This window comes from Aeromicrobium sp. CF4.19, assembly GCF_051262555.1.
In the GTDB taxonomy this organism is placed as follows: Bacteria; Actinomycetota; Actinomycetes; order Propionibacteriales; family Nocardioidaceae; genus Aeromicrobium.
In genome coordinates, this window is record NZ_JBIMEU010000003.1 from 322289 (window position 1) to 346209 (window position 23921).

General features: G+C 70.3%; 24 protein-coding genes and 1 tRNA gene. 5 read left to right on the forward strand and 20 right to left on the reverse strand.

The window, feature by feature from the left end; all coding sequences use genetic code 11:
• Window positions 1-18 precede the first annotated feature (18 nt).
• On the forward strand, window positions 19-213 hold the full coding sequence (locus ACHAAC_RS09280) for a helix-turn-helix transcriptional regulator (protein WP_435715844.1): 195 nt from the start codon (window positions 19-21) through the stop codon (window positions 211-213).
• Window positions 214-329: 116 nt separating this feature from the next.
• Window positions 330-1325, forward strand: a complete 996-nt coding sequence (locus tag ACHAAC_RS09285) for an Arm DNA-binding domain-containing protein (RefSeq protein WP_435715845.1) — start codon at window positions 330-332, stop codon at window positions 1323-1325.
• A 196-nt stretch (window positions 1326-1521) separates the two neighbouring features.
• Here ACHAAC_RS09285 and ACHAAC_RS09290 read toward each other — a convergent pair.
• The 3 genes from ACHAAC_RS09290 to ACHAAC_RS09300 all read right to left on the reverse strand — a co-directional run bounded on the left by ACHAAC_RS09290 (window position 1522) and on the right by ACHAAC_RS09300 (window position 2991).
• Window positions 1522-1608, reverse strand: a tRNA-Ser gene (locus ACHAAC_RS09290).
• Between the two features lie 37 nt (window positions 1609-1645).
• On the reverse strand, window positions 1646-2626 hold the full coding sequence (locus ACHAAC_RS09295; RefSeq protein WP_435715846.1) for a permease prefix domain 1-containing protein: 981 nt from the start codon (window positions 2624-2626) through the stop codon (window positions 1646-1648).
• A gap of 23 nt (window positions 2627-2649) precedes the next feature.
• Entirely contained in the window at window positions 2650-2991 is a 342-nt protein-coding gene (locus ACHAAC_RS09300) for a PadR family transcriptional regulator (protein ID WP_435715847.1), read from the reverse strand.
• A gap of 78 nt (window positions 2992-3069) precedes the next feature.
• Here ACHAAC_RS09300 and ACHAAC_RS09305 point away from each other — a divergent pair, with 78 nt between their 5' ends.
• Window positions 3070-3699, forward strand: a complete 630-nt coding sequence (locus tag ACHAAC_RS09305; RefSeq protein WP_435715848.1) for a nucleoside/nucleotide kinase family protein — start codon at window positions 3070-3072, stop codon at window positions 3697-3699.
• Between the two features lie 110 nt (window positions 3700-3809).
• Window positions 3810-5180 (forward strand): DUF222 domain-containing protein, encoded by a 1371-nt coding sequence (locus tag ACHAAC_RS09310; protein ID WP_435715849.1) that lies wholly within the window; start codon window positions 3810-3812, stop codon window positions 5178-5180.
• An 85-nt stretch (window positions 5181-5265) separates the two neighbouring features.
• On the opposite strand, the gene ACHAAC_RS09315 is transcribed toward ACHAAC_RS09310, so the two are convergent.
• The 5 genes from ACHAAC_RS09315 to ACHAAC_RS09335 form a co-directional block, all read right to left on the reverse strand.
• On the reverse strand, window positions 5266-6129 hold the full coding sequence (locus ACHAAC_RS09315; protein WP_435715850.1) for a hypothetical protein: 864 nt from the start codon (window positions 6127-6129) through the stop codon (window positions 5266-5268).
• On the reverse strand, window positions 6126-7295 hold the full coding sequence (locus tag ACHAAC_RS09320; protein WP_435715851.1) for a MalY/PatB family protein: 1170 nt from the start codon (window positions 7293-7295) through the stop codon (window positions 6126-6128). The genes ACHAAC_RS09315 and ACHAAC_RS09320 overlap by 4 nt, the downstream gene beginning before the upstream one ends.
• A gap of 76 nt (window positions 7296-7371) precedes the next feature.
• Complete coding sequence (locus ACHAAC_RS09325; protein WP_435715852.1) at window positions 7372-8055, reverse strand: hypothetical protein; 684 nt, start codon at window positions 8053-8055, stop codon at window positions 7372-7374.
• A gap of 118 nt (window positions 8056-8173) precedes the next feature.
• Window positions 8174-8785, reverse strand: coding sequence for a CE1759 family FMN reductase (locus ACHAAC_RS09330; protein ID WP_435715853.1), 612 nt, complete (start codon window positions 8783-8785; stop codon window positions 8174-8176).
• Window positions 8782-9882: an LLM class flavin-dependent oxidoreductase gene (locus tag ACHAAC_RS09335; RefSeq protein ID WP_435715973.1), complete on the reverse strand. Its 1101-nt coding sequence runs from the start codon at window positions 9880-9882 to the stop codon at window positions 8782-8784. The genes ACHAAC_RS09330 and ACHAAC_RS09335 overlap by 4 nt, the downstream gene beginning before the upstream one ends.
• A 216-nt stretch (window positions 9883-10098) precedes the next feature.
• Between ACHAAC_RS09335 and ACHAAC_RS09340 the strand changes: the two genes are divergently transcribed.
• Complete coding sequence (locus ACHAAC_RS09340) at window positions 10099-12840, forward strand: glycosyl hydrolase family 95 catalytic domain-containing protein (protein WP_435715854.1); 2742 nt, start codon at window positions 10099-10101, stop codon at window positions 12838-12840.
• Window positions 12841-12948: 108 nt separating this feature from the next.
• Here ACHAAC_RS09340 and ACHAAC_RS09345 read toward each other — a convergent pair whose 3' ends face one another.
• Genes ACHAAC_RS09345 through ACHAAC_RS09400 form a run of 12 tightly spaced genes read right to left on the reverse strand, consistent with a single transcriptional unit; the run spans window position 12949 to window position 23919 of the window.
• Window positions 12949-13275 (reverse strand): muconolactone Delta-isomerase family protein, encoded by a 327-nt coding sequence (locus ACHAAC_RS09345; RefSeq protein ID WP_435715855.1) that lies wholly within the window; start codon window positions 13273-13275, stop codon window positions 12949-12951.
• Window positions 13272-14264, reverse strand: a complete 993-nt coding sequence (locus ACHAAC_RS09350; protein ID WP_435715856.1) for a LacI family DNA-binding transcriptional regulator — start codon at window positions 14262-14264, stop codon at window positions 13272-13274. Before ACHAAC_RS09350 ends, ACHAAC_RS09345 begins: the two co-directional genes overlap by 4 nt.
• A 21-nt stretch (window positions 14265-14285) precedes the next feature.
• On the reverse strand, window positions 14286-14744 hold the full coding sequence (locus ACHAAC_RS09355) for a VOC family protein (protein WP_435715857.1): 459 nt from the start codon (window positions 14742-14744) through the stop codon (window positions 14286-14288).
• On the reverse strand, window positions 14744-15724 hold the full coding sequence (locus ACHAAC_RS09360; protein ID WP_435715858.1) for an alpha-ketoacid dehydrogenase subunit beta: 981 nt from the start codon (window positions 15722-15724) through the stop codon (window positions 14744-14746). Before ACHAAC_RS09360 ends, ACHAAC_RS09355 begins: the two co-directional genes overlap by 1 nt.
• Window positions 15717-16688 (reverse strand): thiamine pyrophosphate-dependent dehydrogenase E1 component subunit alpha, encoded by a 972-nt coding sequence (locus ACHAAC_RS09365; protein ID WP_435715859.1) that lies wholly within the window; start codon window positions 16686-16688, stop codon window positions 15717-15719. The genes ACHAAC_RS09360 and ACHAAC_RS09365 overlap by 8 nt, the downstream gene beginning before the upstream one ends.
• Window positions 16685-18070 (reverse strand): class-II fumarase/aspartase family protein, encoded by a 1386-nt coding sequence (locus ACHAAC_RS09370; protein ID WP_435715860.1) that lies wholly within the window; start codon window positions 18068-18070, stop codon window positions 16685-16687. The genes ACHAAC_RS09365 and ACHAAC_RS09370 overlap by 4 nt, the downstream gene beginning before the upstream one ends.
• The gene (locus ACHAAC_RS09375; RefSeq protein WP_435715861.1) at window positions 18070-18852 is read right to left on the reverse strand and encodes an SDR family NAD(P)-dependent oxidoreductase; all 783 of its coding nucleotides are present in this window, start codon (window positions 18850-18852) and stop codon (window positions 18070-18072) included. The genes ACHAAC_RS09370 and ACHAAC_RS09375 overlap by 1 nt, the downstream gene beginning before the upstream one ends.
• A complete protein-coding gene (locus ACHAAC_RS09380; RefSeq protein WP_435715862.1) occupies window positions 18849-19937 on the reverse strand; it encodes a Gfo/Idh/MocA family protein in 1089 nt (362 codons plus the stop codon). Before ACHAAC_RS09380 ends, ACHAAC_RS09375 begins: the two co-directional genes overlap by 4 nt.
• Window positions 19934-20797: an amidohydrolase family protein gene (locus tag ACHAAC_RS09385; RefSeq protein ID WP_435715863.1), complete on the reverse strand. Its 864-nt coding sequence runs from the start codon at window positions 20795-20797 to the stop codon at window positions 19934-19936. Before ACHAAC_RS09385 ends, ACHAAC_RS09380 begins: the two co-directional genes overlap by 4 nt.
• Window positions 20794-21126 carry an L-rhamnose mutarotase gene (locus ACHAAC_RS09390; RefSeq protein ID WP_435715864.1) on the reverse strand — a complete coding sequence of 111 codons (333 nt, stop codon included), beginning with the start codon at window positions 21124-21126 and terminating at the stop codon, window positions 20794-20796. The genes ACHAAC_RS09385 and ACHAAC_RS09390 overlap by 4 nt, the downstream gene beginning before the upstream one ends.
• Window positions 21123-22397: an ABC transporter permease gene (locus ACHAAC_RS09395; RefSeq protein ID WP_435715865.1), complete on the reverse strand. Its 1275-nt coding sequence runs from the start codon at window positions 22395-22397 to the stop codon at window positions 21123-21125. The genes ACHAAC_RS09390 and ACHAAC_RS09395 overlap by 4 nt, the downstream gene beginning before the upstream one ends.
• Complete coding sequence (locus tag ACHAAC_RS09400; protein ID WP_435715866.1) at window positions 22390-23919, reverse strand: sugar ABC transporter ATP-binding protein; 1530 nt, start codon at window positions 23917-23919, stop codon at window positions 22390-22392. Before ACHAAC_RS09400 ends, ACHAAC_RS09395 begins: the two co-directional genes overlap by 8 nt.
• Between the last annotated feature and the right edge of the window lie 2 nt (window positions 23920-23921).

The following is a 23921-nucleotide window of genomic DNA, read 5'->3' on the forward strand; positions in this document are numbered from 1 at the left end:
ACGACACGGAGGAATCAGATGACTGACCAAGTGATGGAACGACTGGTGGCACCAGCGGACGTCGCAGAGCTTCTCTCGGTGACCACCGGACAGCTGGCGCAGATGCGCTACCTCGGCACGGGTCCGGAGTACGTGAAGGTCGGCACCCGGGTGCGGTACGCGCTTTCAGACGTGCAGACCTGGCTCGCCGGACAGCGCCGCGTCCGTACGTGACCCTCTCCGCCCCATCCACAGACCAGGAAGCCGGCGCGGTTCTCCACAGATCGCGTTCTGAGCCTGGCGTGGCACGCGTCTTCACAGGTACCCCGAAGTGAGCGGAGGTGACCGACGTGGCGACCATCGAGGCGTACGAGACGTCCGACGGCAAGCGATACCAGGTTCGCTTCCGCACGCCCGAGCGCAAGCAGACCAAGAGGCGCAGCTTCAGGACCAAGCGCGATGCCGAGCAGTTCGCTGCCGCCGTGGAGGTCCAGAAGTACCGCGGCGAGTTCATCGCCCACCAGGCCGGCCAGGTGACCATCGGCGAGCTCGGCCCGGACTGGCTCACCCGCCAGAGCGCCCACCTCAAGCCGTCGTCCCTGCTGGCGCTCGAGGTCGGGTGGCGCGTCCACGTCGAGCCGCGCTGGCGCGATGTCCGCGTCAGCGACATCAGCCGCACCGCCATCCAGGACTGGGTCGCCGCGCTCGGCGCAGACCGGTCAGCGACGACGGTCAAGCGCGCCTACGGCGTGCTGTCGTCCATCCTCGACGATGCCGTCGCCGACCGACGCATCCTCGCCAATCCGGCCAAGGGCGTGAAGACGAAACGCAGGGCCACGCGAGGTCGCGTCTACCTCAACCACCGACAGGTCGAGTGTCTCGCACGGGAGGCCGGTGACTCTGCTGGCGTCGTCCTCGTTCTCGCCTACACCGGCATTCGGTGGGGCGAGATGATCGCGCTGCGCGTACACGACGTCGACACCACCAGACGCAGACTCTCGATCGAGCGGAACGCCGTCGAGGTCGGCACCGAGATCCACATCGGCACGCCGAAGAACCACGAGCGCCGCTCGGTCCCCTACATCCAGATGCTCGACTCACTGTTCGACCGCGTGTGCGCCGGCAAGCCGCCTGACGCGCTTCTGTTCCCCGGCGTCGATGGCAACCTGCGACGGCGCACCCGAACCGACGGCTCATCCGGCGGGTGGTTCGCCGGCGTGCACCCGCGAAGACCGGCTTTCTTTGTGTCAACCAGCCGAACTGTGTCCGTGCGGATGCGTTTCGACGGCAGCCGCCCTCCCGAGGCTTCGCGAGGTTCGGCGATGGCGGTCATCTCTGGGTCGTAGGACGCAACTAATCGGTGGTGGCGTCGGCTGTGGCATCGTCCGCGCTGGCGACCTCATTCAGATCACCCGGAGCGGCTCAATCTCATCCGCATCGTGAGAAAAGTGTGCCCAAAATGTGCCCAAGCGGGCTCACACAGGAATGCGAAGACCCCCGACTCACCTGTCATTCCAGACGAAATCGGGGGTCTTCCTCGGGCGGTGGCGGTGGGATTTGAACCCACGGTGGGTTTGACCCCACACATCATTTCGAGTGATGCACCTTCGGCCGCTCGGACACGCCACCGCCGGGAACCCTACCCGACGGCGATCGTCGCCTCGAATCAGGCCGCGACCCCCGCGCCCGGACCGGGGGCCTCCCGGCGTCGTGCTCGGAACGCCTTGGTGAAGCCGTCGATCGCGTCCCAGGCGACGGCCAGCACCAGGCCGATCGCGAGGCCGGTGCCCACGTGCCCCTCGACCTCCGCGGTCATGCCCACCGCAGCCGTGAACTCGTCCGAGAAGAGCATCTCCTGCGTCAGCAGCCAGGCCATCGGCACCACGAACGCGGCACCGAGGACGGCGTTCACCGTCGCCAGCGGGAAGCTCCAGTCCCCCATCGCGTACTTGACCCCCTCCAGCACGATGCTGAGCGCGAGGACGACCAGCAGGAACGGCAGCCAGAACGACCACAGATCCGGATCCAGCACCCTGACCTGGTCGCCGGCATCGTCGGTGACCCAGGACCGGAAGTGCTGCACGATCGTCAGCACGATGACGGCGACGTAGAACACGATCGCCAGGATCGTCTCGGTCGCGGAGACCGTGCGACGGGCCGGAAGGTCGGGGATCTGGTCGACGCTCCAGGTCGGCAGGTCCGCGTCCGACCCGTAACGGTCGATGAGCGCGAAGGCCAGGGTGGTCCAGAACGCCACTTGCATGGCGACACCGATCACGTCGCCAATCAAGGAACCGACCACGGTCCCGAACGGCTCGCCGTCCACGACCGCGAGGATGACGAGGATGGTCGCCACGACGCCCGGGACGATGATGAGCAGGCGGATGAGCAGGCGCCACCAGATGAGGAAGTAGCGCGGGCCGATGAGGACTTGGTTCAACCCCGTGTACTGCACCGCCAGGGCGTCCGGGTTGCCGAGCTCGGTGAGCACGGCGCGCTCTGCCTCCTCGACGGGCTCGCCGTTCTCGGTGCGGGCCTCGACCATGTCGGCTATGGAGGCCCGCAGCTCCGCGCCGATCTCCTCGCGCTTGCCCTGGGGCACGGTCCGCAGGGCGGCGTGGACGTACCGGTCGGCGATCTGACTCATCTCGTTCGCTTCCGCTCGCTCTCTCATGACTGCTTCCCCTCGGTCAGCATGGTGATGGACTGATGGACCGATGCGATGTCGGCCAGGAGCACCTCGAGGACGGACTCGCCGGCCGCACTCGTGCGGTAGACCTTCCGCGGGCGCGCCTCCTGCGTGTTCCACTCGCTCGCCAGGAGCCCCTGCTCCTCGAGGCGGCGCAGCAGGGGATAGAGCGTGTTGGCGTCGACGCTGAAGCCGTAGTCGCTCAAGGTCTGCAACAGCCCGTAGCCGTGACCAGGACTCTTCAGTGCGCTGAGGCTGGCCACCACCACGGTGCCGCGGCGCAACTCCTGCAGGTGGGTCCTGACCACGTCATCGGTTGTCATGCGCCACACAATACTGTGTGACACACAGTATTGTCTACTGCACAGTGATGTGTGATCGGCGCCTGCGAAGATGTCGACGTGCCGACGCCCGACCTCGACGCCCTCGCAGCCCGCGCGGCACGGCTCGCCGAGTCTCGCGACCGCATCGTCCTCGGCATCGTCGGCGCTCCCGGGTCGGGCAAGACGTCCCTGGCCACGAAGCTGGTACGCCGGCTCGACGACGCAGGAGTGCCCGCCGCGCGGGTGCCGATGGACGGCTTCCACCTCGCCGATGTGGCCCTGCGCGAGCGCGGGCTCCTCGAGCGCAAGGGCGCCGTGGAGACCTTCGACGGCCACGGCTACGTCGCCCTTCTTCACCGACTGCTGATCGAGACCCACCACGACGTGCTGGCACCGGGCTTCGAGCGGGTGATCGAGCAACCGCTCGCTGCCGCCGTCAGCGTGCCCGCGAGCGCCCGAGTCGTCGTGACGGAGGGCAACTACCTGCTCGATGCCGCGGATCCCTGGCCGCAGGCCCGCGCCCTCCTGGCGGAGGTCTGGTTCGTCGACCTCGACGAGGATCGCCGTCGCGCACGCCTCGTGGATCGGCACGTGAAGTTCGGCAAGACGCGCGAGGAGGCGCAGCGCTGGGTCGATGACGTCGACGAGCCGAACGCGCAGCGCGTCCTCGCCCGACGCACTGAGGCCGACCTCGTCGTCACGGCCTGAGCCGTTCTCGCGGCTGTCCACAGGTCCGTTTCGTCTCTCTTGAGGGTGTCGGTGGTGGGCTCTATGATGGGAACATCCACTCGATAACGGATGTTTGGAGGCAGAGCCCAATGGCCGCACCCCTGCTGGAGCAGCAGCCCGTCACCGCTGGTGACGCGGTCGCGACGCTCGCGCGGGTGCATGCCCTGCTCGATGCGCTTCCCACCCAGGTGTACTCGGGTCTGGCGGGCCGGGAGCAGCGCGAGGCGGCTGGCTCGCTGGCAAGACTCAAGGCACGCGTGACGGCGCATGAGCTGGCGGCCGTGGCCGCGGTGGAGGCTGCAGGGACCGCTCGCCGCGAGGGCGCGAGCAGCACCGGGTCCCTGTTGGCTGGTGACTTCGGCCGGGACCGTCGTGGTGCCGATGCGGTGGTGCGACAGGCCAAGCAGATCTCCACGACGCCCCAGACGCATCAGGCGATGGCCAACGGCAGGCTCTCGACCCGGCAGGTGAAGGCGATCAGCCGGGCCCTGGACCAGCTCCCCAAGACCGTCACCGCCGTCCAGCGGGAGGCGTGTGAGACGCAGCTGGTCGAGGACGCCCCTCGGATGGATCTGAAGCTGTTCGAGCGTCACGCCGACCGGGTCGTGGGCCACTTCCTCACCACCACCGAGGACGAGACCGGGGACAAGTCCGACCTCGATGCCGCGGAGAACAACCTCGTTGCGGCCCGTGAGAAGCGAGCCTGGGACAACGCGGACTTCTGGATGGGGCCGGCCGTGGACGGCTCCGTCAAGGGCGGATTCACCATCCCCGAAGCCCAAGCCGCCCAGCTCCGCGTGGCGATGGACGCCCTGTGCGCACCACAGGTCGAGATCAACAGCCCCACGCGACTCTCCCGAAGGTCAGGAGAGGTCCTCCTCGACGAGCGCCCCTCCTACCGGACGCGTCAGGGCTGGGCCTTCACCTACCTGTGCGAGCTCCTGCCGACCGAGAAGCTCCCCGAGACCAACAACCTCGGACCCATCCTGACCATCAACCTCGACCACCAGACGCTCATCGAGAAGATGAAGGTGGCGACGCTGTCGACCGGCGAGAGGATCTCCGCCGGCCAAGCCCGGCGGATGGCCTGTGAGCACCGCCTGCTTCCCGCGGTCCTCGGCGGAGAGTCACTCCCACTGGACCTGGGACGCGACAAGCGACTGTTCACGCTCCACCAGCGCCAGGGTCTCGCCCTACGCGACCGCGGATGTGTCTTTCCCGGCTGCGACAGACCACCGGGCTGGTGCGTCGCCCACCACGCCAGAAGAACGTGGGCCGACGGTGGAGGCACCGACCTCCACGACGGCGTCCTCCTCTGCCCCCACCACCACCGGATACTCCACGCCGACGGCTGGGACATCACCTTCAACACTCGCGGACACCCCGCCCTCGTCCCACCCGCCACGCTCGACCCCCGACGCCGACCCCGCCTGCACGACCGCTTCAAGCACCAGACCTGACGTCCCTGGGGAGGACTCCGTCCTCACCTCGGAACATCGTGGTCCGTCCTTGAACCACTCAGAGGGGCGCCAGTCGAGCCGACAGTCAGGATCCGGTGCCGTCGACGTGGCTTCGGTGTCGAGCACGATCCAGCGAGGCGGGGGTGCCGAGCTCGGGTCGCAACGCCCGATGGTGCAGGTACTCCTCGACCAGCGGGCGCACCATGCGCGCCGGGCTGGTCAGGTAGGCGAGCGGGATCGTGACGTCGGGTCGGCGGACGTGGTCGACCGGGTCCTGGATGTGCCAGCCCCTCCGGTCGTGGCGCGTCCCGGGGGTCCGGCGCAGCCCGAACGGCCCGTGGTCGGGCAGCAGGGCGGCATCGGCCCAGCTCACGCTCGCCACCGCGGCACCCCAGACGTGCTCGATGCCGGTCGGCGTCAGGTACAGGCCCCCGGCCGTGACGCGGCCGCGCAGGAACGGCACGGCCAGCCAGACCACGATGGCCACGAGCAGGGCCGGTGCGACGTACCCCCAGCGATGTCCTCCGGCCGCTGCGGCGACGACCTCCCCCACGGCGCAGGCGAGCAGTAGGACCACGAGACCGACCGGCCGCACCATCGATGCTCGGGACCTGCGCCACGCCAGGGCAGGCGTCCCGCTCGGGGCGTCTGTCAGCACAGGGCCGGAGTCGGAGCGGGGGTGCCACCACCATCGCGCCGCCCCCTCCGCCACGGCGAACCACGCACTCGTCGCCGCGACCCCCAGCACGAGGCTGAGCAGCGGCACGCCCATGACCATCAGCACGATCCACACCGCCGTCAGGAGCAGCCCGAACACCGCGGACCCGACCATCATCAAGGCGGCTCGCCAGGTCCGGCCCGAGTCGTTGATCTGGCGGATGATGCGCGGCCCGTGCTCAGCACCCCAGGTCGATGCGGCGGCGATCGGCCCGAGCGGCGGGATGCTCACCGGGCGACCACCCCGGCCATGCGCTCCACCGCCTCCGTGAGGATCTCCGGCGTCGTGGCGTAGTTCAGGCGCACGTGCCCGACCCCGCGCGAGGACTCACCCTGGAAGTCCAGGCCGCTGTTGAACGCGACCCGACCCCGTTCCAGGAAGGCCGCTGCAGGATCGTCGCCGAGGTCGAGGTCACGGCAGTCCAGCCAGGCCAGGTACGTCCCGGGGCCGATGTGGGGCCGGACGCCCGGGAGGTGCTCGGCCAGCAGCGAGCGCAGCAGCTGTCGGTTCTCCTCCAGGTCACCGCACAGCGCCGCGAGCCAGTCGCGCCCGTGCGTCAGCGCGGCCACGGCGCCCAGGATCCCGAGGTGGCTCGGGCCATGACTGATGACCTCCGGGATCCCGGCCTGCTCCTGCGCGGTGTCCGCCCCACCGACGATCACGGCGGCCCTTGCTCCGGCGAGGTTCCACGCCTTCGAGGCGGCCAGCACCGCGTACGCGTCGCCGGCCCCGTCCACCGAGAGGTACGGCACGAAGTCCGGCCCGGCGATCGGGGAGTGGATCTCGTCCACCACGACGCGAACGCGGTGCTCGGCGGCGAGCCGAGCCACCGCCTCCAGCTCGGCGCGGGTGTGGATCACGCCGCCCGGGTTGTGCGGGCTGCACAGCAGGTACGTGACCCGCCGCCCGCCGAAGGCTGCACGCTCGAAGGCCGAGCCGAGACCCTCGAGGTCGAGCCGGCCGTCGTCGCCGAGCGGCGCCTCCACGACCACACGGCCCGCATGCTGCACGAAGCCGAAGAACGGCGGGTAGACGGGGGGATTCACCACCACCGCGTCGCCTGCCTCGGACACGAGTCGGACGACCTCCTCGATGCCCACCATCACGTCGGCCGCCAGCGTGGTCCGCGCGGGGTCCAACCCGCCCCAGCCCCACGTCGCCTCGGAGTACGCGGCCAGCGCCTCGGCATAGCCGCCACCGTCCTGCCCGCCCAGGTCACCGGGATACCCGGTGTCGCCGGCGGTCACGGCGTCGACGAGGGCGCGCTGCACGGGCTCGGCGAGCCGGACGTCCATCTCGGCCACCCACAGGGGCAGGACGTCGGCGTCGTGGAACCGCCACTTGACGCTGGTGCGCGTCCGCAGCTCGGCCAGGGTCAGCTCGTGCAGGGGGTGCATGGGCTCAGTCTGCCCTCCCCGAGAGACGCCGTGGGGCCCGGACCGTCCTACGGCCGGGCCCCGCGGAGCGGCTCACTCAGGAGATGGTGCCGGTGCCCTCGGCCTCGATCCGCTCGTCCGAGAGCAGCTCGCCCTCGGCGTCGACCGGAGTCATCGACACGTCGAAGCTGATCGGCGAGTCCTCCTGGTACAGGAAGTTCTCCCCGATGGCGACGCTCTCGCCGGTGCCCAGCGTGTAGACCGTCGGGTCGGCCATCTGCCCCGTGGCGACACCGGACGTGTACAGACCGAGCGACTCCGTCAGCTCGGAGTCGGTGATGCCGTCCATGCCCTGCATGTAGGGCCAGTCGTCGTAGCGGGCGTCGACGGAGAAGATGGACGAGCCGAGGTCGATCGGATCGCCACCGTTGGTGAGGACGTAGTTGACGTAGACGACGTCGTCGCCCTCGTCGACGATCGGCTCGTTGTTCTCCGGGTCGACGAAGTTGCCGGTCGTGGTGGCCGTCTCCACGCTCATCTGGCGGACCTCGAGGCTCCGGTCGTCGCCGAGGTCGACCGTGGCGACGACGTCGCCGCCCTCGGCGATCGGGTTGGCCCAGGCAGGCTGGCCCTCGGCGGCGGGCTCGGCCGCCTCCTCGGTCTCCTCGGCGGCGGGGGTCTCGGTGGTGGTGGGCTCCTCCGCGTCCTCCGAGCACGCGGTGAGGCCGAGCGTGAGCAGCAGTGCTGCTCCGGCTCCGACGAGGCGCTGGTAGCGCGACATGGTGGTCCTTTCGTCCGGTACGAGTGGTCTGTTCCGGACCCTAGCGGTCCCGGAACGTACCGATCAGCACCTCGTGCCCGACGAGACGCACCTCACAGGTGCCGCGCAGTGCCCGCGATCAGGAGGAGGGACGCTGCGGGTCGGAGATGGCGAGCATCGTCTCGCTGAACAGGTCGATGTCGTCGTCCGGCCCGCGACCGGTCCCCTCGCCGGCCAGCAGGCTGGTCAGCTCGGCGACGGCACGGTCGATCCGCGACGTCAGCGCGTCCTGGCCCCCCGTGCCCCAGTCGTGCGGGGAGGCGAAGACCCCCGTCGGCACCGCCACGGCCTGCAGGTAGGCCACGAGTGGGCGCATCGCGAACTCGATGGCCAGCGAGTGCCGAGCCGTGCCCCCCGTGGCGGCCAGCAGCACCAGCTTGCCGATGAGGGCGTCGGGATCCATCGCGTCGATGAAGGACTTGAACAGGCCGCTGTAGGACGCCTTGAAGATCGGCGTCACCAGGACGACGGCGTCGGCGGCGCCGACGAGGTCAAGCACACCCTGCAGACGAGGACTCGCGAACCCGGTCAGCGTCGCGTCCACGACGTCGTGCGCCAGCGGCCGCAGCTCGACCACCTCGACGGAGGCGTCCGGCCGTGACCGCAGCACCCCCGCCCGCACCTCGTCGGCCAGCAGGCGCGTGGTCGACGGGTCACCGAGCCCGGCCGAGACGACGACCACCCGAGTCATGCGTCCACCTCGGCATCCGCGGCCACGGCGTCACGCGCAGCCACCCGCGACGCGTGCGTGGGAGCGTCGGGGATGCCGGCCGGACGTCGGGCCGCGAACTCCTCGCGCAGGGTGGGCAGGACCTCGCCGATCATGTCGATCTGCTCCAGCACCGACTTCAGCGGCAGGCCGGCGTGGTCCACGAGGAACAGCTGGCGCTGGTAGTCGCCGAAGTAGTCCGCGAAGGTGAGCGTCTTCTCGATGAACTCCTGCGGGCTTCCCACCGTGAGCGGCGTCTGCTCGGTGAAGTCCTCCAGGCTCGGGCCGTGTCCGTAGACCGGCGCGTTGTCGAAGTAGGGCCGGAACTCCTTGACGGCGTCCTGGCTGTTCTTGCGCATGAATACCTGTCCGCCCAGGCCGACGATGGCCTGCTCCGGGGTGCCGTGGCCGTGATGGGCGAAGCGCTGCCGGTAGAAGTTGATCAGCCGGATGTAGTGCTCCTTGGGCCAGAAGATGTTGTTGGCGAAGTAGCCGTCGCCGTAGAACGCGGCCAGCTCGGCCACCTCGGGCGTGCGGATGGACGCGTGCCAGACCTGCGGGGGGACCCCATCGAGCGGACGCGGCGTGGCGGTGAAGGCGCGAAGCGGCGTGCGGAAGCGACCCTCCCAGCTCACGACCTCCTCGTCCCAGAGGCGACGCAGCAGCTGGTAGTTCTCCACCGTCAGCTCCACGGCCTTCGTCGGGTCCTGGCCGAACCAGGAGTACACGGGGGCGGAGTTGCCGCGCCCGAGCATCAGGTCGACCCGGCCGTCGGACAGGTGCTGCAGGACGGCGTAGTCCTCGGCCAGCTTGACCGGGTCGTTGGTGGTGATCTGCGCGATGGCGGTGGAGAAGACGATCCGCTCGGTCTGCGCGGCCATGTAGGCCATCAGCGTGGTCGGGGAGGTCGTGACGAAGGGCGGGTTGTGCTGCTGGCCGCTGGCGAAGACGTCGAGCCCGACCTCCTCGGTCTTCCTGGCGATCTCCACGAGCGCCTTGAGGCGGGCGTTCTCGGTGGGCGTCGTGCCGTCCGTGGGATCGGGCGTGACGTCACCGACGGTGAAGATGCCGAACTGCATGCCGGTCACTGCAACCACTCCTTCGACGGGTCGATGTCCAGCATAACTAGTTCAAGATTCAACTTATTCCACGCCTTGCGTCCCGGTGTTGACTTCACGTGTCCGACGTCACAAGATAGAAGTCCATGCTGTGCTCAAACGTTTGAGCAAACGATTTCGAGCACAGACGACTCGGACAGAACGGGGACCTCGATGAGGCGCGGAAGACGAACAGCGGTGGCCATCGCCGCCGGCGCACTGGCCTGGACGCTGCTACCGGCAACGGTCAGCGCCGAGCCTGACTCCGATGGGGCCACCACCGCCTGGAGAGCGGGATCACTCGTCACGGAGACCGCCGACCTCGTCGGCCGCTCCGACCTGGTGCTGGAGAAGGCACCGTGGCGGCCGGACCAGGCCGTGCCGCTGGGAGACGGCTCGACCGGGGCGGCGGTGTGGAGCCAGGACGGCCTCACTGCTCAGCTGAACCGCGGTGACACCGTCCCCGACATGCCGTCGGCGGGACACCTGGTCATCCCTGGCCTGCACGAGATGGCCTCCGCCGACGACTACACCGGGCGCCTGTCCGCCCACGACGCCACGCTCACCCAGAGCGGCGCGGGCATCTCTGCCCGGACGTGGATGCGACCTGACTCCGACCAGCTCGTGGTCGAGGTCAGCGGCCTCGACCCCAGGGAGGAGCAGGAGGCCTTCCTCAGGCTGTGGGGCGACCGGTCCCCCGAGGCCACCGCCCGGGGTCGCGTCGCCGCACTGGCCGAGACCTTCACCGACGACCGGAACGGCCACCAGAGCGGCCAGGTCGCCGCGATGACCGTCAACGGGCGCAGCCCGAAGGCCAGCGTCGTCGACGACCGCGAGGTCAAGCTCTCCTTCCGTCCCCGCCCCGACGGCACCGCACGCATCCTCGTGGGCATCCCGGCCTGGGACGGCAAGGCGCTGGACAAGGCGATGTCGAAGGCCGTGAAGGAGCGCGGCAACACCCGCAAGGCCCACGAGAAGTGGTGGAGCTCGTTCTGGAAGCGGGCGGCGCCGATGCGCTGGGACTCCCCCGACGGCAACGCCCGGTACTTCGAGGCGATGCGCGTCCAGCAGCTGTACATGGGCGCGTCCTCCCAGCGCGGGGAGACCCCGAGGAGTCACGGTGGCGTGACCAACATCTTCAACTCCGGCCGCGACAGCGCCCACTGGTCCGTCGACGCATGGTGGCACTTCAACCTCCGGCAGCCGGTGTGGACCAACTTCGGTGCCGGCACGGCCGAGCTGAACGAGTCCTACGCGAACCTCTACCTCGACCGACTGGACGAGATCCGGGCGTGGACCCGCGAGAACTGGCCCGGCGCTGAGGGCATCTGCCTGCCCGAGTTCATCTACTACGACGGCACTGCCGAGGCCTGCCGAGCCGGCGACGAGCCGTCGCACGTGAACCGCATCCTCAGCACCGGCGCGGAGGTCTCCCACAACCTCTGGCTCCAGTACCAGCACACCGGTGACAAGAAGCTGCTCAAACGCAGCTACCCGCTCATGGCGGAGGTCGCCGAGTTCTACCTCTCGGTCCTGGAGCCGGGCGAGGACGGCCTCCTGCACCTGAACAACGTCAATGCGCTGGAGGTCCAGTGGGACACCACCGACCCCACTCCCGACGTCGCCGGGATGCGGACGATGTTCCCCATCGTCGCCGGCCTCGCGAAGGAATTCGGTGACCGCAAGCTCTCGCGCCGGCTCGACGAGGCCGTCGAGAAGCTGCCGGAGCTGCCCACCACCGAGCGCGACGGCCGCACCGCGATCGCCTGGTCCGCCACCGACGAGCCGGCCCACAACACGCAGAATCCCGAGCTCGAGGCCGTCTGGCCGTGGGGCGTCGTGGGCGCGGACGACCAGATCGCTCACGACACGTTCGTGACCCGGGCCCACGACCAGACTCGGGAGTGGGCCTCAGACCCGCAGTGGGCGGCGCGGCTGGGCCGCGCCGACGACATGGCCGACCTGCTGGAGCGCGGCACGATCGACTTTCAGGCGTTCAGCAACGGCTTCAGCGCGCACAGCCGCGGCGCCGACCCGCTGCGCGGCGGCGGGTTCTACGACGGCTGGAACGCCGTCGTCGCCTCGACCCTCCAGGACGCGGCGGTCCGCTGGGAGGACGGCGTCGTCACCGTCGGCGGCTCGCTCCCCGACGACTGGGACGTGACCGGCGCCGTGGAGGTGCCCGGCGGGCACCGAGTGAGCGTCGAGGCGACCGGCGGCTCGGTCACGCACGTGGGACTGGAGGCGGGCGGCAAGGACACGCTCACCGTCGCCAACCCATGGCCCGGTGAAGAGGTCGAGCTGGTCGACGACCGCACGGGGCGGGTCCTCGAGCGGACGTCCGACACGGCGGTCGAGGTCGAGCTGCGCAAGAGCCGGTCCTACCTGCTGCAGCGCGCCTCCGCACCGCACTCCGAGCGTGCGTTCTCCGCGCTCGGTGGCGAGCCGCTGGAGGAGGCGCTCCACCTGGGCAACAGGTCCTATGGCGTGAACTCGGGCGTGCCCCAGATCCTGAGCGACGTGGTCCGGGTGATCGAGCCCTGGGACGTCCGTCCGCTGCTGAGTGCCGAGGAGGGGACGCTGACGCACTTCGATCGAAGCTTCACGATCACGTCGCTGCCACAGCGCCTGCGAGGAACGGCCCTTGTCCGGGGCATCAACGCCGACAGCAAGGTGACCTCCGAGGAGTACCTGACCATGGAGGTCAGCGAGCCGGCCACGATCTCGGTGGCGTTCACGAACCATGGCGAGGGCACGTGGTGGCCCCGGTGGCTCGAGCGCGACGGGTGGGAGCGCACCGGCGACATCGTCACCACGACCGATCGTCCGATGGTGGTCTTCACCAAGGACGTCGAGCCGGGGACGGTGACCCTCGGGGGCAACTCCGGCGTCGAGGGGCAGGGCGGCACCACCTACCTGACCTTCGTCGGTGCCCGGTGAGGAGTCGGCACCCACGCGGCTGATCCCGTCCGGCCGGGGACCTGGCGAGACCTGGTCCCCGGCCGAACGCTGGTCAGTGGGGCGGGGGCGCGGGGAGCCCCGGCCCGCTCAGTCCCATGCCGCCGGTGCGCCGGCCGGGCGCGGGTCGTTGGGATGGCGGCCGAGAGCCGTCACCTCGACCGTCATCCACGGCCACAGCGGCAGCGTCGCGAGAATCTCGCGGAGGTCGGCCTCATCGACGGCGCACCACAGGCCGATGTTGCGCCAACCGGAGCCCGGAGGCCGCCACAGACGCAGCAGGGATCCGTTCGAGGCCAGCTCGGCGGCGCGGCGGGCCTCGGCCTCGCGCAGCCTGTCCAGCTTGTCAGCATCGACATCCACCGGGGCCGCGAGCTCGATCGCGACCAGGAACTCCGCGGTCGCGGCACCGGTCATCTCGGTGGCGGGGCCGTCGAGGCGCGGACCGTCAGCTCCATCGGCTGGGCGACGACCTCCTCGATCGGCTCGTCGGCAGCCGTCGTCGCGAGCAGATCGATCGCCCGGGAGCCGAGCTGGTGCAGCGGCATACGGACCGTCGTCAGTGCGGGCGAGACGTACTCGGCGATCTCCGCATCGTGGATCGCGATGATCGAGACCCCGTCCGGGATGCCGACACCCGCCTCTCGCAGCGCCTCCATCGCACCGAGCGCCGAGGGCAGGTTGGCGGCCACCACGGCAGTGAACGCAGGACCATGCCGCAGGGTCTCCGCCATCACTGCCTGACCGCCGGCTGCCGTGTAGTCGGCGTCCCACCGTGCGCGTGGCACCGCGAGTCCGGCGGCGCGCAGCGCGGCCTCGAACCCGGCGCGGCGCCGCTGCGCCGTGTCAGCCTGCTCCGGGCCGCCGAGGAAGACGACGTCCCGGTGACCCAGCTCGACCAGGTGGTCCACGGCCATCCGCGACGCCTGGGCGTCGTCCAGGACGACGTAACGACGCCCTCCCGCCGTCGCCCGGTTGACCAGCACGTGGGGCACGGCGAGCCGAGACATGTCCAGCATCGGTCCACCCGCCACGAGCAGTCCGTCGACCCGGCCGCCGTCGACCGCGTCGTACCAGGCCACCGGGTCCCAGCCCGAGCCCGTCGAGGTCATGACCACGCTGCCGCGTGCCGCGGCCGCCTCCTCGGCACCGGAGATGATCTGCGCGTAGACGGGGTTCGTGAAGTCTGGGATCACCAGGCCGTACGCGCCGGCGCGGGCCGACCGCAGGCTGCGGGCGATCGCGTTGGGTCGATACCCCAGGGTCGCCGCCTGCTCGCGGATCCTCTCGCGGGTCTCGTCGCGGACCCGGACGGACTCACCGCGGAGCACCCGCGAGACCAACGAGACGTCCACCTGCGCAGCCTTGGCCACGTCCGCCAGCGTGACTCTGGTTGAGCTGCCCATCCTCGCCTCCCCTCTCCGGCCTCAGGCCGGAGGCGGTTGCACCAGCTCGAGCGTGATGTCGTCCGGGTCAAGAAAGTAGCAGGTGTAGCCGCCGCGGTTGCGTCCTTCGGTGATGGCCTGCGGGGCAGATACGAAACGGACTCCCAGCCGCTCCAGCCGGGCGTGCTCGGCCACCGCATCCTCCACGCAGAAGGCCAGGTGGGAGGCACCCGGACGGTTCCGCCCCGGCTCGTACGGCTCACCGGCCGGGACCACGTACTGGACCAGCTCCAGGTCGTGGGTGGAGACGTCCCGCGGCTGCCCTGGCACGGCCAGCTGCGCGATGCGCAGCGACGCGTCGTCGAAGCCGACCAGCCGGCGCGTGTAGTCGTTGTCCTGATCCTGGCGGTGGACGAGCTTCATCCCGAGCACCCCAGCGTAGAAGTCCACCGAGAGGTCGATGTCAGCGACGGTGAAGCTGAAGTGCCACACACCCAGCATCAGCGCACCACCTCGCGCAGGGTCGTCTCGATGTCGGCGGTCTGCGGCAGCAGTGCGGCAGCGAGCTGAGGCGCGGAAGGGATCCGCGAGTCCAACAGGCCGACCCGTCGCGGCGGCACCGCCAGGCGTGCCCCGGACTCGACCACGCGGCTGACGACCTCGGCGCCGAAGCCCCCAGTGCGGGCCGCCTCGTGGACCACGACCAGGCGTCCGGTGCGGCCGACGCTCTCCAGGACCGCCTCGTCGTCGAAGGGGTTGAGCCACACCGCCTCGATGACGTCGACCCCGATCCCGTCGGCCTCCACGCGGCCGGCGGCGTCGAGGACCTTCTGCGTGATGGCACCCCACGTCACGACGGTGACGTCGTCGCCGCGGTGCGGACGGCGGTGCCCGCCGATGGGCGCGATGGGCCCGCCGGTGGTGACCTCCTGCTTGCTGCCTGCATAGAGCGTGCGGTTCTCGATGACCACCGTCGGGTCGTCGCACGCGATGGCCGAGAGCAGCACGTCGTAGGAGTCCTGCGGGGTGCGCGGCATGCAGACCCGGATGCCGGGCACGTGCAGCAGCAGGGCCTCGAGGTTCTGCGAGTGCTGCGCGCACGCCGAGGGCGCGTTGCCCTGCTGGGTGCGGATCGTCAGCGGTGCCGTGGTGCGGCCCTCCGAGACGTAGCGGACGTTCGCCGCCTGGTTCACGATCTGGTCGAACGCGACGAGGGAGAAGTCGATCCACATGATCTCGACGATGGGACGACGACCGAAGCTCGCCGCGCCCACCGCTGCCCCCAGCATCGCCGTCTCGCTGATCGGGGTGTCGAAGACGCGATCCCCGAAGCGCTTCTGCAGGCCCCGGGTCACCCCGAAGACGCCGCCCGGCTTGGCCAGGTCCTCCCCGTACAGCAGGGTCTCGGGCATCTCCTCCAGCGCGCGGGCGAGGGCGGCGTTGACGGCACCGCCGGTGTTGAGCTTGGCAATCTCAGGCATACAGGTGCTCCTTGGCGGTGGAGGGGTCGACGAAGGGGTCCGCGAGGGCGGCGTCGGCGGCGCGATCCATCTCCTCGCGGGCGCGCTGCTCGCAGCGCTCGATGGTCTGCTCGACGACGCCGGCGGCGAGCAGGCGGCGGCTCAGCGCGGCGATCGGCTCGACCTCTCGGTCCGCGTCCAGCTCACCGACCGGGCGATACTGCTCGGCGTCGCCGATGTAGTGGCCGACGATCCGCTGCGTGTGGGCCTCGATGAACGAGGGCCCGCGGCCGGCTGCGGCGGACTCGACCGACAGCTGCACCGCGGTACGGACCTGCGCGAGATCGTTGCCGTCGATGCGGACGGCCGGGATGCCGAGCGCAGTCGCCCGCTGCGACAGGTCCGTGTTCGCCACCATGTCGTTGATCGGCGTCAGCTCGGAGTACCGGTTGTTCTCGCACATGAACACGACCCCGAGGCCGAACGCGGCAGCGAAGTTCATCGCCTCGGTGACCGCGCCCTGGTTCATGGCACCGTCGCCGAAGACCGTCATCGCCACCCGCCCGCTGCCGTCGTGGCGCGCTGCGAGCGCGGCCCCCACAGCGATGGGGGCGCCTGCACCGACGATCGAGTTCTCGCCATGGAAGCCGTGCTGCGGCGCAGAGAAGTGCGCCGATCCGCCTCGACCACCGTTGACGCCGGTGACGCGGCCGAGCATCTCGGCGAAGATCTCGCGCGGCGGGACACCCCGCGCCACGGCCCAGCCGTGCCCCCGGTACGTGGCGTACAGCGCGTCCTGGGGCCGCAGACGGCTGCACGCCCCCACGGCGATGGCCTCCTGGCCATTTGCCAGGTGCACCGATCCCACCACCTCCTCGGCGAGCCGAAGGTCGCGGGTCTTCTCCTCCAGGGCGCGGATGCGCCACATCGCGGTCAAGTCGTCCAAGCCGCGTGACACGGTGCTGATCCTCGTGGGGTCGCTCATGCGAGGTCCTTCCAGGGTCGTGGGTGGGTCGTGAGCTCGTGGCGCCAGTCCTGGACCGCACACGTCGCGATGCGCTCGGCATCACCCGTGGCACTCCTGGCGTCGAGCTCGATCGTGGGCAGGTCGGGGTGCTCGGCCAGCCAGTCGGCGAGGACCGTGCGCAGCGTGGCGCCGTCGCGCCGAGCCTGCTGGGCCAGGGCGTAGACGGCGTCGTGCGCCTGCTCACGGCCCAGGTGCGGTGCCAGGGCGATCATGGCGGACTCGCTCATGATGAGTCCGCCGTCGGCGTCGAGGTTGGCGGTCATCCGGGCGGGATGGACCGCCAGGGTCCGCACCAGCTCGATCGCCAGGGACAGTGCGGAGCCGGTGTCGACGAACAACGACGGCAGCAACGACCACTCGACCTGCCACTCCCCGGCCGATCGCTCGTGACCGACCTCGGCCGCCCTGGAGAGACCGGTCAGCGTCGAGCGGGCCGACACGGCGAAGCCGATGATGGACTCGCTGAAGATGGGGTTCGCCTTCTGGGGCATGGTCGAGGAGGCACCCCGGTGATGGCCGACCGCCTCGGTCACCTCGCCGATCTCGGTGCGCGAGAGGTCGGTGACCTCGCGGGCGAGACGCGAGACGGTCGTGGCGCTGCCGACGCACACGGCCGCGACGTGGACGATGGAGTCCCGAGCCGCGTGCCACGGCACCGTGGAGTCCACGAGTCCGAGGCGCTCGGCGACCATCGTGCGAATCTTGGGGGCGCGGTCGCCCAGCGCGTCGGAGGTGCCGCCGGCGCCGAACAACGACACTCTCCGAACATCGTCACGACAGGCGAGCAGCCGCGAACGGTGGCGGGTCACCTCGGCGAGGTAGACGCCGAGCTTGGCGCCGAGGGTCGTCGGCACTGCCTGCTGCCCGTGGGTGCGGCCAGCCATGACGGTCGCCGCGTGGTCCGTCGTGTGCACGGCCAGGGCGTCACCCAGGGCGCCGAGGCGGCGCTCCAGCACGTCCATCGCGACGTCGAGCTGGAGCGCGAGCCCGCTGTCCATGATGTCCTGCGTCGTCGCGCCGAGGTGCAGACTCCCCCGGTGCTGCGGTTCCAACGCCGCGTCGAGCTGGCGGACGAGGCCGAGGATCGGGTAGCCGACGTTGCGGGCGCTTTCCCACAGGGCCTGAGCATCGACGCTCTCGGGGTCTGCGCACACCTGCTCGATGGCGGCGGCGCGCTCGGGGTCGATGATGCCGAGCCGGCCCTGGGCATGGGCCAGGGCGGACTCGACCCGCTTCCACCCGTCGATCGCGCTACCGGCCGAGAAGACACCCGCCATCTCACGGTCGCCGTAGAGCTCGGCGAGCAGGTCCAGACCGCGCGCGGGCGTGTGGTTGGTCATCAGTGCATCTCCAGTCCACCGTCGACGTTGATCGCCTGTCCGGTCACGAAGGCCGACTCCTCGCCGGCAAGAAAGGCCACGACTCGCGCGAGCTCGTCGGGCTGGCCCACGCGGCCGAGTGCCGTGCGCCCGGCGAGCTCGGCGAGGTACCGCTCGCCGGCGCCTGGCCCGAACTCCACGTCGCGGTCACGGATGATGCCGGCCCACATGTCGGTGAGGAAGACGCCCGGACAGACGGCGTTGACCCGGGCCCGGGCGCCGTAGGCGAGGGCCGCGGACTTGGTCAACGAGAGCAGGGCAGCCTTGGAGGCCGCGTAGTCCGCCGCGTCAGGACGGCCGGACCGGCCGGCCACCGAGGAGACCAGCACGATGCTGCCGGCCTCCATCAGCTCCGCGGCCCCTTGCACGGTGGCGACCACGCCACCGAGGTTCACGTCCAGCGTCCGATCCCACTGCTCGGCAGCGAGCGCAGCCAGGGGAGTGGTCCGCATGATGCCGACGGCGCTCACGAGCACGTCCAGCCGGGAGGACCCGGTCACGGCGACGGCCTTGGCCGGCAGAGACCGGCACTGCTCCCGGTCGGACAGGTCGACATCGAGGGCGTGCACGGTGGCACCGGTGGCGGAGGTCGCCTCTGACAGCTCCCGCGCAGCCCGCTCCAGACGCTCCGAGGGGAGGTCGGCCAGCACGAGTGACGTGCCGGGCCCGGCGAGCCGAAGGGCGCAGGCAAGGCCGAGCCCCCCGGCGCCGCCGGTCACCAGGACGGTCTGCCCGGCGCTCACGCTTCCACCTTCTGTGCCTCGCGGGTCTGCATCGAGGCGTAGAGAGCCTCGACGAGCGCGAGCGTGTGCAGGTTGTCGGCCGCCGCGGTGGGAGCCTCGCCGCCCTCGGCAACCGCGGCGAGGAGGCCGGCCATGGGACCGACGAACGCGTCGGGGATCCACCGCCGGGTCACGGGGTAGGGCAGCCACCCGTCGGTGGGCAGGACCCGGCTGAACAGCTCCACCGTGTCCGGTCGGCCGTGGGGGTAGTCATAGAGCAGACCGATGGTCCCGCGGATCGATCCCTCCGAGCCGTCGATGCGGAACTCCGCGCGCACGTCCCCCGCGATGTTCTCGTGGTTGACGTGCAGGACGGCGCCGACGCCGTCCGGGTAGACGAGCGTCGACATCGTCCGGGTCTCCGCCCGTGGCGCCTGGCCCGGACGGCGTCCACCGTGGCAGAAGACCCGCTCGGGGTCACCCAGGATGGAACGGATCGAGTCCAGGTAGTGGATCGAGTGGTAGCTGACCTCGAGCCGCTCTGAGGCGAGCAGCCAGGGCCACTGGGAGAAGTCGGTGGCGATGTTGGTGCGGAACTCCATGGCCGTCGGCTCGCCGATCCACCCGCGCTCGACCATGGAGCGGGCCGCGGCGATGCCCTCCTCGAAGCGCATCTGCTGGTTGACCGCGATGTGCACACCGGCCGCACGGGCCAGCTCCACCAGCTCACGACCGGTCTGCAGGTCCGGGGTGAACGGCTTCTGGCACAACAGGTGCTTTCCGGCGGCCACGGTGGCACGGACGATGTCCGGCTGCGCGTGCGCGACGACAGCGACGTCGACGACCTCGACTGACGGGTCGTCGAGCATGGCCGAGAGCGTGCTGTGCACCGTTGCGATGCCGTGCCGGGCCGCAACGTCGGCGGCTCGATCGGCGTCGAGGTCGTGGATCGCGACGACCTCGAGCCCGGCGGCGGCGTAGGCCGGCAGGTGGGCGTTGTCGACGATGGCGCCCGCGCCGACGACGCCGATGCGGCGTCGCTGCTCCGGCGCGACGGTGAGGTCGACGTCGGCAGCGACGTCAGCCCAGATCTCCGAGCCACTCATGCGGTCACCTCCTGCTGGATGCGGTAGACGTCGGCGGCTGTCCCGCCGAGGATCGAGGCGCGCTCGGGCGCCGAGAGCGGGGCGAGGAGCTCGCCCAGGACGTCCCACCACCGCGCGTAACCGTCGGCGAGGTCGCTGACCGGCCAGTCGGTCCCGAACATCAGTCGGGCGGGCCCGAACTCCTCCAGGGCGATGTCGAGTGCCGGACGCAGGTCCGCCGCCGTGTACCCGGGGCCGGCAGCGGTGTCCAGGCCGGAGAGCTTGGCGCTGACCTGCGGATGCACGGCAGCACGATGCAAGGCCTCGGCCCAACCGGCCAGGTCCCCTCTGCCCACCGGTGGCTTGGCCAGGTGGTCGATGACCAGGGGCAGCTCCGGGAACCGCTCGGCGAGCAGCGGGACCAGCTCCAGGTGCCGGGGGACGACGGCGATGACGTCGTAGGCCAGCCGGGAGCGTTCCACCAGGGCCAGGCCCCGCCCGACGTCCTCGCGCAGGAGCCAGTCAGGGTCGGGCTCGTCATGGTTCTGGTGGCGGATGCCGACGATGCGCGGGTCCTGCGCGTAGTCCTCCAGCACCGCGGCAGTCTCCCGCTCGTGCACGAGGGGCGCCCAGGCGACGATCCCCACGACCCGGTCCCAGTGGTCGGCGACGTCGACCATGGCACGTGTGTCGGCCAGTGTCCCCGCAGCTTGCACGAGCACGACGTGGTCCACCCCGCTGGCGGCGACCAGCGGCTCGGCGTCCTCGACCGCGAAGCTGCGGTGGATGGGGCCGGCCTCGGGCGTGAGCCACGAGTATTCGCCGGCCTCCAGGTCCCACAGGTGCTGGTGCGCGTCGATCACCCGGTGTCCGTCGATCATCCTGTCTCCTGCCGGCGCATCGACCACACGAGGTGCGGCGCCGCCAGCGTCGGCACCGAGTCGACCTCGGTGAAGCCCTCGACCAGGTTGACCATCCGGGCCTGCCAACGGACATCCGCCGGGTCCCCCGCAATCCGCTGGGCGGCCGCGTCGAAGTCGTCGGTGTCGACGACGTGGAGCAGGTCCCGCCCATCACGCCAGATGACCCAGTCGCGCACCCCGGCTCCGCGCAGCGCCACCAGAAGGTCCTCGGGGACCTGCCGATGCTCCTGGTCGTAGTCGGCCTCACGCCCCGGGGCGAGAACGCTGTGCAGGACTGCTGCCTTCATCGCTTGGTGTCCGAGGCGCTGACGACGAGGTCGGCCTCACGCTCGGTCTCCGGCGGCGTCGTGGAGCCACTCGTGGAGGCGTCGACCGTGCGTAGCTTCGTGCGCTGACGACGTCGGATGGCCACCGTGTACATGCCGGCCGCGACGATCAGCACCACACCCTGGATGAGGCCCTGGTAGTTCGCGCCGAGGTTGAGGATGTTGAACCCGTTGGCGAGCGTGGTGAGGATCAGCGCGCCGATGATCGACTTCGTGACGCTGCCGAGCCCGCCGAACAGGGACGTGCCACCCAGGATCGCCGCGGCGAGCGCCGTCAGCTCGAAGCCGTTGAGCGCTGTGGGGTTGATCGAGGTCAGGCGCGAGGCGTAGAGCACTCCGACGAACGCGGCCGCCGTACCGTTGAGCACGAACGCGACGACCCGGTAGCGGTCGACGGCGATGCCGGACAGCCGGGCAGCCTCGGGGTTGCCGCCGGTGGCGTAGAGACGGCGTCCGATCGTGGTGAAGCGCAACACCAGGGCCGCACCGGCGACCAGCAGCAGCAGGTAGGTGGCGCGCTGGCTGAGCTGGAGCGTCAGGACCATGACCGGCGACACGACCACGAGCAGGACACCGACGACAGCCGGCACGAGGACGTCGGCACGGTTCGTCGGCTGGTCGGCGCGGCGCGCCGACCACCACCGCCAGGCCGCCCAGAGCAGCAGCGCGAGACCGATGATCAGGTACAGATTGGGGGTCACCCACCGCGAGGAGTCCAGGGCACGCAGACCGTCGCGCGCGGCGCCCTCCTCGGCGGTGATGGTGCGGCCGTCGGTCAGGATGAGGACGACTCCTCGAACGGCGGTCATCGTTCCCAACGTCACGATGAAGGCGTTGATGCCGATGAACTGCACCACCAGCCCGTTGAACAGGCCGACGGCCGCGCCCACCAGCAGAGCGACGACGAACGCGCCCCAAAAGCCGAACGTGGGCATCAGGACCAGACAGGTCGCCGCTCCCAGAGCAGCGACGGAACCGACGGACAGGTCGAAGTTGCCCGAGATCAACACGATCGTCGTGGTGACGGCGATGATGCCGAGCAAGGCCGCTTGGTCGAGCACGTTGGAGATGTTGTCCGGGGAGACGTAGCTCGGGCGTCCGGTCATCGCGGTGGCGACGCTGAGGACGGCCACGATGACGAGGAAGGCGTAGACGACTCCCGCGTTGCCCAGCTGGAGGAAACCGGGCAGGGAACGTTCCCGCCGCACGACAGCGGTGCGTTGTTCAGGCATGGGTGACCTCTCGTGGGATGGACCCCAGCCCGTGCGCCAGGGTGATGAGTTCTTCCTCGGTGGTGTTCTCGGCCTTGACCTCGGTGACGACCCGCCCACCCCGGACCACGAGGATCCGGGTGGACACGGCGAGCAGCTCCTCGAAGTCGCTGCACGCGACCACGACGGCCTCCCCTTCCGCGGCAAGGCGGCTGACGAAGCCGAGGAGGTCGGCCTTGGCGCCGACGTCGATCCCGGCCGTGGGCTCGTCGAGCAGCCACACTCTCGTCGGTGCGTACATCCACTTGGCGAAGACGACCTTCTGGGCGTTGCCGCCGGACAGCTCGCTCGGGGTGGCGTCGGGACCGGAGGCGACGATGCCGAGCTCGTCGATGGCCCGACGTGCTCGGGCGCGCTCGTCCCGCACTCGCGGCAGGAGTCGACGCAGCGACATCCGGTCCAGGTCAGGCAGGCTGATGTTCTTCCACAGCGGCTGGTCGACGAGCAGCCCCTGCGCGACCCTGTCCTCGGGCACGTAGGCGATCCCCGCCCGCACCGCGGCGCGGGGGCTGCGCCCCACGCGTCGGCCATCGACCTCGACCACGCCGGACCGTGAGGAATCGGCACCGACGATCGCGTTGAAGATCTCCGAGCGCCCCGACCCCAGCAGACCGGCGAGGCCGACGACCTCCCCGGCGCGGACGTTGAACGAGACGTCACGGACGCCGACCTCCGCTGCCAGGTCGAGCACCTTGAGGACCGGCTCCCCGGCCTCGGTGTCGATGCCGACCCGGCGTTGGGCGGCGAGCAGCTCACGCCCGGCGATCGCCTGGATGAGCTCGGACTCGTCCAGCTCCGCGGTCGGCTGGTCGAGGATGGCGCGTCCGTCGCGCAGGACCGTCACGTGGTCGGTGATGTCGAGGATCTCGTCCAGGAAGTGCGAGATGAACACAAAGGTGGTGCCGTCAGCGGCCAGGCGGCGCACCGCGTCCAGGACGATCCGTCGCTCGGACTCCGAGAGCGAGGCGGTGGGCTCGTCCATGATGACGAGCTCCGCACCCATGGCGAGCGACTGCAGAATCGCGACCATCTGCCGCGACCCGATCGGCATCGTGCCCACCATCTGTTCGGCGTCGACCTCATAGCCCAGCCGCTCGACGAGCGCCGCGAAGCGACGCCGCATGTCGTGGGTGATCCGGTGCGGTCCGCCTTCGGAGAGAAAGACGTTCTCCAAGGCGCTGAGGGTCGGCACGAGCGGCACGTGCTGGTGGATCGTGGCCAGGCCCGACGCCACGACCTCGCCGGGGTTGCGCCAACGCACCGGCTCGCCCTTCCAGCGGATCTCGCCCGCGCTGGGGGGCTGCACACCGCTGACGCACTTGATCAGGGTGGACTTGCCGGCACCGTTCGCCCCGACCAGACCGTGGACCGAGCCGGCAGTGACCCTCAGGTCGACCCCGCGGAGCGCGCGGGTGCCGTTCGGGAAGGTCTTCGTCAGCTCGACGAGCTCCAGGACAGGGCGCGTCGTGTCTGGGCTGCTCATGT